The 13,812-nt window shown below is 35.1% G+C and carries 13 protein-coding genes; 5 read left to right on the top strand and 8 right to left on the bottom strand.

Features of this window, described 5'->3' with window-relative positions; all coding sequences use genetic code 11:
- Positions 1–32: 32 nt before the first annotated feature.
- Both AC3WOM_RS07270 and AC3WOM_RS07275 read right to left on the bottom strand, forming a co-directional pair.
- Positions 33–1,208, bottom strand: coding sequence for a DUF4272 domain-containing protein (locus AC3WOM_RS07270; protein ID WP_492445882.1), 1,176 nt, complete (start codon positions 1,206–1,208; stop codon positions 33–35).
- A gap of 28 nt (positions 1,209–1,236) precedes the next feature.
- On the bottom strand, positions 1,237–2,514 hold the full coding sequence (locus tag AC3WOM_RS07275) for an SMI1/KNR4 family protein (protein WP_492445884.1): 1,278 nt from the start codon (positions 2,512–2,514) through the stop codon (positions 1,237–1,239).
- A 288-nt stretch (positions 2,515–2,802) separates the two neighbouring features.
- Between AC3WOM_RS07275 and AC3WOM_RS07280 the strand changes: the two genes are divergently transcribed.
- Positions 2,803–3,444, top strand: a complete 642-nt coding sequence (locus tag AC3WOM_RS07280) for a TetR/AcrR family transcriptional regulator (RefSeq protein WP_492445885.1) — start codon at positions 2,803–2,805, stop codon at positions 3,442–3,444.
- A gap of 71 nt (positions 3,445–3,515) precedes the next feature.
- Positions 3,516–4,925, top strand: a complete 1,410-nt coding sequence (locus AC3WOM_RS07285; RefSeq protein WP_492445887.1) for an alpha/beta hydrolase family protein — start codon at positions 3,516–3,518, stop codon at positions 4,923–4,925.
- 48 nt (positions 4,926–4,973) lie between these two features.
- Here AC3WOM_RS07285 and AC3WOM_RS07290 read toward each other — a convergent pair whose 3' ends face one another.
- The gene (locus AC3WOM_RS07290) at positions 4,974–5,804 is read right to left on the bottom strand and encodes a MerR family transcriptional regulator (RefSeq protein ID WP_427537328.1); all 831 of its coding nucleotides are present in this window, start codon (positions 5,802–5,804) and stop codon (positions 4,974–4,976) included.
- A gap of 85 nt (positions 5,805–5,889) precedes the next feature.
- Here AC3WOM_RS07290 and AC3WOM_RS07295 point away from each other — a divergent pair, with 85 nt between their 5' ends.
- Entirely contained in the window at positions 5,890–6,357 is a 468-nt protein-coding gene (locus tag AC3WOM_RS07295; RefSeq protein ID WP_492445889.1) for a GNAT family N-acetyltransferase, read from the top strand.
- Positions 6,344–7,684 (top strand): MATE family efflux transporter, encoded by a 1,341-nt coding sequence (locus AC3WOM_RS07300; RefSeq protein ID WP_427537322.1) that lies wholly within the window; start codon positions 6,344–6,346, stop codon positions 7,682–7,684. The genes AC3WOM_RS07295 and AC3WOM_RS07300 overlap by 14 nt, the downstream gene beginning before the upstream one ends.
- Positions 7,685–7,746: 62 nt before the next feature.
- Here the strand turns inward: AC3WOM_RS07300 and AC3WOM_RS07305 are convergent, their stop codons facing one another.
- From AC3WOM_RS07305 to AC3WOM_RS07320, 4 genes are all read right to left on the bottom strand, one after another.
- On the bottom strand, positions 7,747–7,947 hold the full coding sequence (locus AC3WOM_RS07305; RefSeq protein ID WP_492445890.1) for an excalibur calcium-binding domain-containing protein: 201 nt from the start codon (positions 7,945–7,947) through the stop codon (positions 7,747–7,749).
- A 118-nt stretch (positions 7,948–8,065) separates the two neighbouring features.
- Positions 8,066–9,277 (bottom strand): MDR family MFS transporter, encoded by a 1,212-nt coding sequence (locus tag AC3WOM_RS07310; protein WP_492445892.1) that lies wholly within the window; start codon positions 9,275–9,277, stop codon positions 8,066–8,068.
- A 23-nt stretch (positions 9,278–9,300) separates the two neighbouring features.
- Positions 9,301–9,969: a GntR family transcriptional regulator gene (locus tag AC3WOM_RS07315; RefSeq protein ID WP_492445893.1), complete on the bottom strand. Its 669-nt coding sequence runs from the start codon at positions 9,967–9,969 to the stop codon at positions 9,301–9,303.
- A gap of 155 nt (positions 9,970–10,124) precedes the next feature.
- Entirely contained in the window at positions 10,125–11,177 is a 1,053-nt protein-coding gene (locus tag AC3WOM_RS07320) for an AI-2E family transporter (RefSeq protein ID WP_427537310.1), read from the bottom strand.
- Positions 11,178–11,631: 454 nt separating this feature from the next.
- Between AC3WOM_RS07320 and AC3WOM_RS07325 the strand changes: the two genes are divergently transcribed.
- A complete protein-coding gene (locus AC3WOM_RS07325) occupies positions 11,632–12,021 on the top strand; it encodes a RidA family protein (protein ID WP_427537307.1) in 390 nt (129 codons plus the stop codon).
- 211 nt (positions 12,022–12,232) lie between these two features.
- On the opposite strand, the gene AC3WOM_RS07330 is transcribed toward AC3WOM_RS07325, so the two are convergent.
- The gene (locus tag AC3WOM_RS07330; RefSeq protein ID WP_427537304.1) at positions 12,233–13,615 is read right to left on the bottom strand and encodes an amino acid permease; all 1,383 of its coding nucleotides are present in this window, start codon (positions 13,613–13,615) and stop codon (positions 12,233–12,235) included.
- Between the last annotated feature and the right edge of the window lie 197 nt (positions 13,616–13,812).

Consider the following 13,812-nt stretch of genomic DNA (forward strand, 5'->3'; position numbering starts at 1 on the left):
TAGCAAACTAGTTAAAACTAGTTTGCTATTTTTTAAGTATCCATCGAAATCGTATCCCAGTTTTCATTTTGATGACCAATTAACCAGAATAAGCCTCTGCGTCTTTCCATAACAATACTTTCATTCATACCAGCAGGAGCCGTTCGTTCTTGTATACGACTATCTACGCAAGCCCAATGCAATCTGTATATCTTATCGGCTTCATCCAATATTACTTTCTGGCTACGCATTGCAGTTTGAAGATAAAATTGCTCAAATGTTTCGCAGTTAGAAATAACTTGTATAGCATACTCACAATCACATACCTCATCAGGAAAATCAAGCTTGTCAACAAACCCAAGTGCCCAAATTAGTGTCCAATAAGCTTCATATTGCCATGAAATATTAATGGCTTCCTGTGCGTTTGGTTGCTTACTATATAAAAAGGCTCTTTCATTATCAGTTAGAATGTCTTCCACCTCATATTTACGCAACATACTGATGAAAAAGTCTCTTGATTCCTCTACATTTTCTCCTTGTGCCACATCACAAGCAAATTGGATAACAATAAGTAAGGCTACAGCTCTCCTAGCAATATCCTCTTTGGCTTTAAACTGACAATCCTCAATTGGTGGAAGTTGCGGGAGTGAATCTGTGTATGGAATACCTTTCTCTTTTAAATAAGCTATCGCTTTATTCTTTCTTTGATGACCTTCCTCTGATGTCACCTCTTGTCCCCTCACCTTTCGTGTACAGGCATGAGGTCTAAAGTTGGATGGTCCCGATTTCCCATCAGGATAAACAATAACAACTCCTTCTTTGTCTAGTAAGGTACCATTTGGTACAAAGCCAATACCCCCTATTACTGATAGTAGATTCGTAAATAATAGCATCTGTTCATCCTCTATCTCTTTTTCAGTTTCAATGGAAATTACTGTATTTAACACAGAAATTTGTGTTAAAACCAATTCTTTTAAATTGTCATCTTCAAAAGGCATACTATTGTAATAGCCCATCATGCCAGGAATATTATTGGCAAAGTATTCTGGGTTTGTATCTTCTGACATCACTCTAATCATTAATTTGTATTTATTAAATAATGCTTTGGACTTTATGAGAAACTCATCTTCATTTTTTTCAATAGCAAAACCTTTACTAAAAACATCGGAAATCTTAAATTCAATATCTTCGGTATTATTCATGGAAGCGAATATAGTGAAATAGTTCAATCATTTCTCCCTCTTTCAATTATAGATTTCACCAATAATCCAAGCCTTCTAGAGCTTGGTTAAATAGCTGTTTATGTTTTCGTAGTATTTCATTGTCCTTCCAAAATGCAAGCAATGGCAGCCATTTCTCCTTATTTGGTGAAGTTGTTGGCTTTATTCCTTGCTGCATCATTTTACATACTGCTCGTATAGCTGTTAGGCGCTCTACTTCACTGCCATTCAACCACTCAAGTAAAGTTTCTCCACTCGGCTGTGATTCTACTAAAAGTGTATCCCATCCATCGATTGGAAAGGAAACAAAGGATTTCATCCAAGTTATCGTTTTTGGGCTGTGAAAATGACGTAGTCGATGTAAAGCTGTATAGGAATCAATTTGCTCATTCTCGATATCTTGAAGAACAAGAGAAAGCCCCTCTTCTTCTGATAGACAGTAGGCTGTTAAATAGTCTCGAATCGAACTAGGCATATCATTTTGGTCTTTCCAAAGTGTCCTTACCCAATCGCTTGCCTCTATTGCACAAACCTTTACTAGCACCTTACACCATGCTTCTTTATCTGATAATCGCAGTGATTGTTCAATTTGATTTCGAAGTGCAACATACACCTTTCTGGAATCAAACCATGTAAATGCTTCTTGAACTTTTGCTTCTTTCACACTATGCATCGATACATATATGAGTAAGAAATCCAAGTGATACATAGCTTGGTTCCATGTTGTAGTTAAATATTGTTCAAACCACTTTAGCCAGATTTGAGAGTTGTCCAAACTTATATCCAAGCCATCCTCACTACAAAACTGTCGATGCTGACCACAATCTACTCCTATACATCCTAAAGTCGTAACCCTCTCTATATAATCATTAAAGCTCCAGGCAAGAAGGTCAAACTCACCTTCCTCATGACTCCAATACCAAACAGAACCATCCTCAATCTTTATAAGAAGCGCATCACCATTGCCAGCCGTATGATATTGTAGGTATAGTTGTTCATCTGCATTATCACTATCTCCACCAAAATCAGGGAATTCGAGTTCTTCCAAGCTCCAACCAAAATTACCTAGAGGTGTGTCTTCCAGCTCAATAGGAAGTAGTGCCTCTTCAGGTAAAGACCAATACACCCCTACTTGTCTAGAACAATGAAGTAATACATTACGGAATTCAGAAGGAATCGGAACGCCAAGCCGCATCTCTACCATTGAAAGCTCTTGCTCAGTCGCTACAGGCTTTATCTCAAGTGGACGCGTCCAAGCTCCTTGCTGTTCAAGTTGTTTTAATAATTGCTTCCATCGTTCAACCCACACTTGCATGACTGTTCCTCCATATACAGAAAAGTACTTTTGGGTAAAGTGCTACATTTTTTCCCCATTAATGTATCGTCAGGAGTTCATTTACTTATTAGGAGTAAACTTTAATTTACCTAAAAACACTCGGATCTTACCTCCGTTTAAACTCAAAATATATGCTAAATTGCTTACCTTTACTAGTTCTTTTCTAATTTTCTTAAGTGATGCTCACAAATAGTATATTGTTGACAATTTGGAAAACTGTCTCTATCATTATAAATACATTCGAATGTATCTATAAGGAGATATTTTATGGCCAGAAATAAATATCCAGAAGTAACGAGAAAAAGAATTATTGAATCAGCTGTTAAATTATTTACAGTAAACGGTTGGGATAATGTAACGATTCAAGAGATTGTAGATGATGTGGGAGATATTACTAGAGGAGCCTTCTATCATCATTTTAAAACGCGCGCTGATGTTATTGATGCCATCACAAAGGAAATGCTGACAGCAAATAATTATTTTAACGACATATCAGATTTAAAAAACTTAAATGCTTTAGAACGTTTAAGACAAGGAATTTCCTTTTCAATTTCTCAAAGCATAAAGGAAGAAGATTTATCCACAATCCCTTTTAAAATGAATTCTGCTGAATTTGTTTATAGTCGCATCACGGAAGGCGTACAAGTTGTTGCACCAGGTATTCAAAAAATTATTGATGAGGGTAATCAAGACGGTTCACTGCAAGTTGCTTTTCCCAAGCAAGCAGCTGAAACCTTTACAATGCTTTTTGATATTTGGATGAATCCTGAAATATTTCGTGTAAGCCGAGCTGAATTTATTCAAAAAATTGAACATTTAAATTTGATGTTCAAAGGAATCGGTATGCCATTTGTGAATGATGATTTGAAAGATGTTTTTTTAGCATTATTTGATAAAGTTCAGGAATAGTAGACTACTATATGTAGTTTATTATTTTAATTTTTTACATACATTCGTATGTATGTTAAAGGAGATAAATGATGAAAACTTTAGAAGTACTATTTACAATTATTTTAATACTCTCAAGCATCTCACTGATTTTGAGACAACGTGGGGTAACTAAAATAAATCTATTTGTGATAGCAACCAATTATATTTTGTTAATAGGAACAATTATGACAATTGGTGCTAACTGGCGTATGATCCCTGCTTATACTGTTTTGCTGTTATTAACACTACAGGTTTTTGTGAAGCCAAAAAGTACAATTGTTTCAAAGAAATTAAGCATGAAAATAATTAAAATATCCGGTATTGTTGTAGCATCTTTTGCAATGTTCACATTACCAAAGCTATTTCCAATCATGTCTTTTCCAGAACCGACAGGAGAATATACAGTAGGAACACAGACATTTCACCTTATCGATAAAAATCGCAAAGAATTTGTTGTACCTAACCATCAGGTGAATCGCGAATTGATGATTCAGGTATATTATCCTGCTGAAAAAGGGACAGGACAGCCTTCTCCCTACTTTGAACATATGGATGCGTTAACAGAGCAATTAGCAGCAACACAGGGATTTCCCTATATTGCTACAACTCACTTAGGACTAACGAAAACCCATTCTTATCAGGATGCGACGCCTATAAAGTCCAAAGAAAAATTTCCACTTCTATTATTTGCACATGGCATGAGTTTATATAGTCGCCAAAATACCTTCCAGTTAGAGGAATTAGTGAGTCATGGCTATATTGTTGTTGCTCTAAATTTTACAGGTGACGCGACAACAACCATATTCCCTGATGGCGATCGTGTTGATTTTACACCAATTGAAAACACAATTACGTTCTTGAATAATCGAATCAAACTTTGGGAGCAGGATACATCATTTGTTTTAGATGAAGTCATCAAAGGGAATTTTGATAAGAAATTCCATGCAATTGCCTCACTAATTGACTATGACAATATAGGTATGTTAGGTCACTCTTTTGGTGGTGCTACTTCTGCTCAAATGCTTGTAAAGGACAGTCGCATTAAAGCAGCAATTGATATGGATGGTGGATTGTTTGGTGATTCAATGCCATCAAATGGTCCTGAAAAACCATTTATGTTGATGAATGCTGAGGCATCTATTAACTTTATGAAGGAAGCATATAGCAAGCAACCAGGTAATCGTGATGAATTGTTTGTAGAATCTTATCTAAGAAATAAAACAATTGAAAAGCCTAGTGTCTACACAGCTATTATTCCAAAAACAAATCACGGAAGTTTTACAGATTTAGCAGCCGTTTCGCCGATTATTAATGAATCTGGTGCAGATGTAAATGCAATCTATAAATTAATCAATGAATTATCACTTGGCTTTTTTGATAAAAATTTAAAAGGAGTCCATGAAAATAAATTAAATGAAATACAGAAGGCACATCCGGAAATAAACTTAACTTTGCACTAAGGCATATGAAGAAGCATGTTAATTTGGGTGTTGATAGTCAAAAATGCTTCAACACCCTTTTTTTATTTCCACCATAATTTTTGTTACATATTCCTCTTCACGATTTTTAATAACTGCATCATAAATATATTCCTCATAAACGTATTGCCCCAATTCATAGCCCTTTTCGCTCATAACCTTAAATAATCGCTTGTAGGATTCACCAAGTGTCGTGGATGGTCCAACATGGTATCCCACAATAAAATCTCCTTCAATCGCCTTGAAATAAGGATGTCCTTCCTGTGGATGAGGTTGCTCAATATACAAGTAACTATAATTATCATAGTTACCCGCCAGCACCTGCTCCCTCCTTGTAATCCCCCCAATTGGATAACCAGTATCTAATTGGGAGCGATCCAACTCATCTATAAAATCAGAGACAGCCTTAACAAATTGCTCCTCCGTTGAATCCTCAATATTTCGACTTAAGTACAACGTTGCCTCTGGTAAATGCTCAATTGTAATACTATCAAAATCAAGGTGCAGAGCCTCCTCTGTTAAATCAATCTTGACATCAATAATGCCTTCAATCAGCTCCAGCTCTCTTCGTTTTTTGGCAACAATCTCCTTTTGCTGATGCATTAAGTCTAGAAAATTTTCAGGAGATTTTTCAGCCATATATTTTTGAATTTCCTTTAAAGACATACCTACTGCCTTCAACAGCTCAATGACACTAAAAAATTCATATTGAGCAATGGAATAATAGCGGTAGTCCTTATTATCCTTCATGATGGGCGATAATAAGCCAATTTGATCGTAATAAATAAGTGTTTGTTTATTGACCTTACAGATTTTCGCAAATTCACCAGTTGTAAAATATTTTACATTTTTGTTAAACATTTTTAAGTTTCTCTCCTTGACTATATAGTAACTATATACATTAAATTGTAGCTATTCACAATAAAAATAGAAAGGTTTTGACATTATGTTCACGGAGATACGTGACATCACAGCTTTAAACAAAGAGGAAATTTTAACATTACGCATCGCAGATAATCAGAAAAACTTTATTGAAAGTACGGATCAATGCTTAGCAGAAGCTGAAATCGATAAACGCTTTATACCTGTTGGCTTATACAGAGAGAATACGGCAGTCGGCTTTGCTATGTATGGTATGTTCCCTCATATGGACAATTCAGCACGCGTTTGGTTAGATCGTTATTTTATTGATGAGCGATATCAGCACAAAGGATTGGGGAAATGCTTTTTACAGCAGCTTATTAATCATCTGGTAGCTACATATGGCTGCCAAAACATTTATTTAAGCGTTTATGACAACAATCTTGCAGCCATTCAGCTATATAAAAATTTTGGATTTGTTTTTAATGGGGAGTTGGATGACAAGGGTGAAAAGGTAATGGTCAAGGAGGTGCAAGACCATGACAACCATTAATCCAATCGAAACAAGACCTCTAAAGCCTCTGTTTTTATCATACCTATTCCCAGCTATGGTCGGTATGTTGCTAATGTCAGTAAATATTTTAGTTGATGGAATTTTTGTTAGCCATGGTGTTGGACCTACGGCTTTAGCAGGTGTAAATATCTCTGTTCCTATTTTTTCTATTCTCCTTTCCATTTCTCTTTGGATTGGAATGGGTGGAGCTACACTATATTCGATTTCTCTTGGTGAGGGCAATAAAAAGCGAGCACATCAAATCTTTACATTAGCATTTACAACAATGATTGTTGTTGTTCTAACACTGATTCTACTACTTCTGTTGAATCTAAAAGAAGTCTCCTATATATTTGGGGCAAGTGATGCTACTTACCCTTATGTTCAAGAGTACCTACACATTATTTTAATCTTTGGTGTGTTTTATACAATTGAAAATTTACTAAGCATTTTTATTCGTAATGACGGCAATCCAAAACTTGCAATGATGGGTTTAATCACTACATCTGTTTTAAATATTATCTTAAACTACATCTTTATTTTCGTATTCAATTACGGTGTAACTGGCTGTGCATTAGCTACAGCACTCTCCACAATTATCGGTATGTCAGTACTCTGCCTACATTTCTTCAGAAAGCAATCCGAATTAAGATTTGTACGTAATTTTTTCATCATCTCTGATTTAAAGAAAATATTTTCGATCGGGCTACCGAGCTTTATTGTTGAAGCTTCAGTGGCAATAATCGTCATTCTTTATAACGTGACATTCTTATACTATTTAGGTTCAGATGGGGTTACTGCCTACGCAATGGTGAACTATATTCATACGGTTCTGTTAACCGTTTTTCTTGGTATTGGTATGGCACTTCAACCTCTAGTTAGCTATCATCACGGTGCAAGATTGGTAACAAGATTAACGGCACTCTTAAAAATCGGCACTGCCACAGCACTAATTTTTGGCTTAACAACTGCTATTATCGCAATGTTATTCCCATCACAGTTAATGGCGTTATTCGGAGAAAGCACATTCGAAATTCGCAATATGGCTGCACAAGGCTTCGTTCATTTCGCTATCGGTTATATATTCCTTGGCATGAATATGGTGTATGCAGAATTTTTCCAATCAATTGAAAAAATTCGACTTGCCACAACTATTATGTTATTAAGGAGTATTATATTATTCATACCTACACTTGTGCTATTACCAAAGATTCTTGGTCCTCAAGCTATTTGGTGGACCTTCCCTGTTGCTGAAGGAATTACCGCTCTGCTAATTTTTATATTTATGAAAAGAAAATCACATACAATTTTCAGGCCAGTAGTTTAAAATACAGTGCTAAAATTGAGAAAACCCCTTTCGTAATATTGCAACGAAAGGGGTTATATTAGTTATTTTTCACAAGCCCAACCATCTTTATCTCTATCAAGATTTGCTGAATACGCTGCATGACCCTTTTTTACACCTTTAGGATATTTTTTGTTTAGCTCTTTGCAGTTTTTAAATGTCTCTTTCGCTTCTACTTCAGCATTTAATGATGTGAACGAAAATACTAATATTGCTGTTAATAAAGTTAAAATTACTTTTTTCATTATAACACCCCCCTGTGGATAATTTTACATAATCTAGAGTATTAATACTATAGTAATAGATGAAATATAAAAGGAGCCCTTAAAAAGAAGCTCCATTTTCTTAACTATACATTTTGTATCATAATTTTCCATTTACAATTAAATTTTTAGTATAATTTCTTTTCCCTAAATAAAAGAAATAGCTACCTAAAAGGGATATGAAGGCCATAAATAAAAACATCGTTGTTCCTCCATATACTGACAGCAAGATGCCTCCAAACCAAGGACCTACAAAATTTCCAAACTCCCCTAAACTTTGAGCTCCATAGTAAGTTCCACGTAAATGTGATGGTGTAATTTCATCTACCTGAGCATATTCAGCGGGAATAACAAGAATTTCACCTAAAGTAAATATAAGCATCGAAATAATGAAGGGTGTCCAATTGGTTGAAAAAGCAAACCCAGCTTCTCCAATCGCAAATAAAATACATCCAAATAAAATTCTTTGTGTAAATGTAAATCTCTCCGACCATCTCGTTACTGGTATTTGAAGTATTAATACAGTGAATCCATTAATGCTCATCAGCGCCGCAAATAATTTTATGCCATCTACGATATTTGCCTGTAGGTGTTGAGAAAGTGTCACTGACATTTGACCATGCACGGTAGTTAATAACATTCCCCCAATAATAAACAATAGTAATGGCGTGTCCTTACGCATTGTTTTCCATAATAATGCTATATTGATGCTCTCCTCAGATACTGATGCATTATCATCAATAGCTCTAAGCATAAAAAATAAAACTACTGCATAGATACTATAGACAATGGAAGTTAATACAAATGCTATCGTACTGCCTCCAATACCTAAAAATGCTCCTAGCATAGGACCTATAGAAAAACCAATATTCAATGCTAAATAACGATTAGCGAACATTTTATATCTTTTATGATCTGGTGTTAAATCAGCCATAAGCGCCTTAGAAACCGTGCCAAAAAATGCCTGAGCTATTCCTCTAAGAATACTAAAAAAAAGTAAACCCATAATATTTGTTGTAATAGTAAAACCTATAAAGGCTATACTTAACCCAATTAAAGAAAGAAGCATTAATTTCTTTCTTCCAATAAAATCTGAAAGAACTCCCCCAATTAATCCACAAAAGGTTCCAGCTAAGGGACCTACACCAATAATAAATCCAATGGTTGCAAAATCTAAGCCTACAGATTGGCTTAAAAAAATAGCTAAAAAGGGCATACTCATAGAGCTTGTTAGGGTAATTAAAACAGTGCCGAAAACTAATACATGTACAACTGGATGATATTCCTTGATATAGCTTTGTATTTTACTCATTGCAAACCCCTTTGTTCTATGAATTAACCAATTAGGTAATTTTGGATTCTAGCAAAACTTAATGTCCAGTTTTGTTCAATTTCATTAAGTACTACAGATAACTTTTTTTGCCTAATAGCTTCGATAATACGTAAGTGTTCCTCATAGGAAAATTGAACATCCTCTACTAAATTAAAATAATATAATTCAACACGTCTAAGCTTTTGTCTGACACCTGTAAGTATTCGTTTCAATTCCTTATTTTGAGATATTTCAATAAAAATCTCATGAAACTCATTATCGTGTTCTACCGCTTCTAATTGATTTCCTTCAGTTATCGCATTTTTAAGTTTAAGATTAATTGCCTCCATCATTTGTAGATGATCATCTGTTATATATTCAAATATCTGTTTCATCGCTAATTGTTCAAGCGTACAGCCAATAGAATAGAGATGGAATACTTCAGTAGCATCAATAAGAGATACAGTTGTTGAACGATTAGGCTTTGTTTGCACAAACCCTTCATCCTCTAAGCGCAATAATGCTTCTCGAATTGGTGTTCGACTAACACCTAATTGCTCTGCTAAATCCTTGTCTCTCAATTGTTGATTGGGCTTTAAAGTTCCATCAACAATCCAATCTCTTATAATTGTATATGCCTCCTCGCGTACGAACGTCCGTTTAAGCTTTTTCTTAGAATCGAATTGTTCCATTATAAATGCCTCCAATTATTTTATCTACTGATATGTAATATATCACATATCATTGTCACTTTCTTTATTTTTATCTCTTTATACATTGATAATGCTAATTTATAAAAATCAAAAAGGAATCATTTAGACTTTTGATTCCTTTTTGAAAGATAATGCTATTCGATTTGTTTATTTTCATGCACTGTCGTAGCCTTTTGTAGTTCATCCTCCGAGGAAGTAACCCCCAGAATATCAAGTAGAAACATGAATAATGGAATACCTATAATTAATCCCCATACGCCAAGGAAATGCTCCGAGAAGAGAATGACGATGAATGTATAGAATATAGGAAGATCCGTCTTTGCAGACATTAGCTTTGGATTTAAGAAGTATGCCTCTATAGCATGTAGTACCATCACTATTACTAAGATATAGACAATGTACATTAAACCACCAATGCTATATGCAATAATACTCAGTGGAATTAAGGAAATAATGACCCCTGCGACAGGTACTAATCCTAATACAAAGAGCATGATTCCCAAGGCAATTAAATGTGGGAAGCCCATAATGGATAAAGCTATAACCGATAAAACACAGTTCACTGCTGCAATAATAAATTGTGCTTCAATTACTTTACCAAAAGAACGAATGAAAATTCTTGAGAAATAATTTAGCTCATCGTAAAGTGGACCAATCTTACTTTCTTTAAACTTTGCTGTAAATTCAATAATTCTCTTCTTCTCAAGTAAAATAAACAAGCTTAAAATCAGTGAAATAAAGATGTGTAAAATGATTTTACCAATATTCGTAATATTTTTAAGAGTTAGGTCCACACCCTGCTCTAAATATTTACCAAGTTCAATCTTCTCAAAGGTAGGTGCCAAATATCTGGCAATCTCATTATCATCTGGATCCAAATTAAAGCTAGCAATAAGATCAAAAAGCTGTGTAATTTGTTGGGTAACTACTGGCAAATACTTATAGATTACGGCAACTATTCCTGCCACTAACAACAAATAAAGGGTAACAGTTACTGCTTTTTCATTCATCGGTACATACTTCCGAACTCCAGCTGTTGTCTTCGTAGTCAATTGATTCATCAAATAGGTAATAATAAAGGTAAGAAGTATAAGATTAATCATACTACGCATTAAGTAGAGTGCAGCAGCGATTCCGACTAGAATAATAAAGCGCTTAAATCCATGACTCCGAAAGAAATTACTCATGTATTCACTCCTTCTACAAAACGGCTTCGCTGTTTTTACTGCTCCAGTTTCGCTATCAAATGAACATAAGCAATTAATAAATTGATGTAAAACATTACGTATCATTCTTATGTAAATACTCCCCCTTCTTTGGATTATTATTTCCATCATCTCTTGAAATAAGACTTACTTATTTCTGCCTTACGAGTGTCTTAAGGGATGAATGCAAAAATCCAAGGAGCGGAAAAGAATTGCATGCCTTATCAAATTTAAAATGGGGAACAATACTTTTGTACTTTATTGAAAGCTATATCAGCGTTACAAGCCTTAATTCTATTTATCTATTATAACCTTTTGAATGAGCATATCCAATTTATGTTCCTTTAAAATAGTATTAAATATAAATTTTATCATTCAGAATCAGTATGTTATTATTAACAGAATTTTAAACTAAAAATTAGATAGGATGATTTTTATGAAGATTACAAGAAACCCGAAGGACATTCATCAACCAGTCGCTCCTTATGTACATCAAATTGAAGTAACGGGACCACAGAGATGGTTAACACTATCTGGACAAATCGGAATGGAGAAGGACGGAACGATACCTGAAGAATCAACAGCCCAATTGAAGATTGCACTAGATAATATCCGAAAGAATCTTGAAAGTGCAAATATGGAAGTTCAGGATTTAACGAAGCTTGTTTTTTATTTGGTTGGGGAAATGAACGCAGAGCAACGAAAGCAAATAATAAGTGAATTTCTTGGACTGCACCTTCCATGTACAACTTTAATGTATGTGGTAGCTCTTGCTGCACCTTCCATAAAGGTGGAGATTGATGCCTGGGCATGTAAGGAGATGTAACCTTATCATATGTAGATATTCTTAGAAATGTGCGCTTTGGTTTGCTTTTTTATCTGTTTCTTTAGAGAAAATTAGGAGCTGTCCCATAAGTCCCTTTGGGAGTAAAATCACATGAAATTGAAAAGGCAGAAACATTGAATTAACAACGTTTCTGCCTTTCACTTTTTATTCATTTTGGTTAAAAGGTCCTTTTGGGGACAACCTCTATGCACTACTTTATTTTAGCATGTTTGTATCCATAGGCTATATAGATAACCAAGCCTATTGCTAGCCAAATTAAAAAGCGCAGTATTGTAAACATCGGCAGACTGAAAATTAATGCAAGTGATCCACCAACACCTACTATCCCTACAAGCCAGATCGCTGGCACTTTAAATGCGCGAGGTTGATCTGGTCGCGTGTAACGAAGAACAATTACACTAATTGTTGTTAATGCAAACGCAGTCAAACCTCCGATGTTAGCGAACTCGGCTAATTCACCGATTGATAAAAATCCAGATAATAGAATACCTGTCAATACGACGATAAAGATAGATAGTACAGGCACACCAGTCTTTTTATTTGTTTGCGCGATACGCTCTGGGAGAAGACCATCACGGCTCATCGCAAATAGAACACGTGTAGCACTAGTTGTATTAGCGATCATTGTAGCAAGCAATCCAAAGATAACAGCTACCGCGACGATAGCACCGCCCCATTGAATACCTACAGATTGTAACGCAAATACTGTAGGATTTGGAACATCTAAATCAGGGAATGGTACAATCCCTGTCAATATTGCTGCAACAAGAGCATAAATAAGTGTTAATACACTCAGACCACCAATTAAAGCTTTTGGTATTGTTTTTTGTGGATTTTTTACTTCTTCAAGTACTGTTGTTACACCATCAAAACCTGTAAAAGCAAAGAATACTAACGCTGCTCCTGCCATGACACCTGACCAACCAAATGGTGTAAATGGCGTCCAGTTTACAGGATCAACATGGAATGCACCGATGGCAAGGAACAAAATAATTGCTGCAACCTTTGCAATTGTAAATAACGTATTTGAACGACCCACATTCTTAATCCCACTCAATGCAATCCAAGCGACGATAAGCCATCCAATTACTGCTGGTAGATTGACAATCCCACCATGTGCAATATCTTTTGTAAGAGCCTCAGGGATATGAATACCTACAGATTGTAAAAATGAATCTACGTAACCACTCCAGCCAACTGCGACGGTACTAGCAATAACCGTAAATTCTAATAGCAAATCCCACCCAATCATCCATGCGATAATTTCTCCTAACGCAATATAGGAATAGGTGTAAGCGCTTCCGGCGACAGGCGCCATTGCTGCAAATTCTACATATGCTAGTCCAACTGCAATTGTTACAATCCCACCGATTAGGAATGAAACGATAACTCCAGGACCAGCATGAAGAGCTGCAGTAGTTCCAGGTAAAACAAAGATCCCTGCTCCGATTGTGGCTCCTAAAACATATAGCATTAATTGCCATGACCCAAGTTCACGTTTAAGTTTAAAGCGTTCAACTTCGGTTATTTTATTGGCTTGCTCGATTGACTTCGTTCGTAAAAACTTCGCCATAATAACCACCCCTTATTAATAACTAAAAAATATAAAATTTTCTAATAACTAGTATATTATATATTTTTTAGAATTGAGTCAACAATTAGATTATTAGAAAAATTAATTTTTCATTAGATTATAGTAAATTTCATTGCTTAATATAGAGAAATAAAATAAATAACTGAATATTTATCTTTTTTATTTATAAACTAGTA

The sequence above is a fragment of the Lysinibacillus sp. FW301-JW8 genome (genome assembly GCF_058788755.1).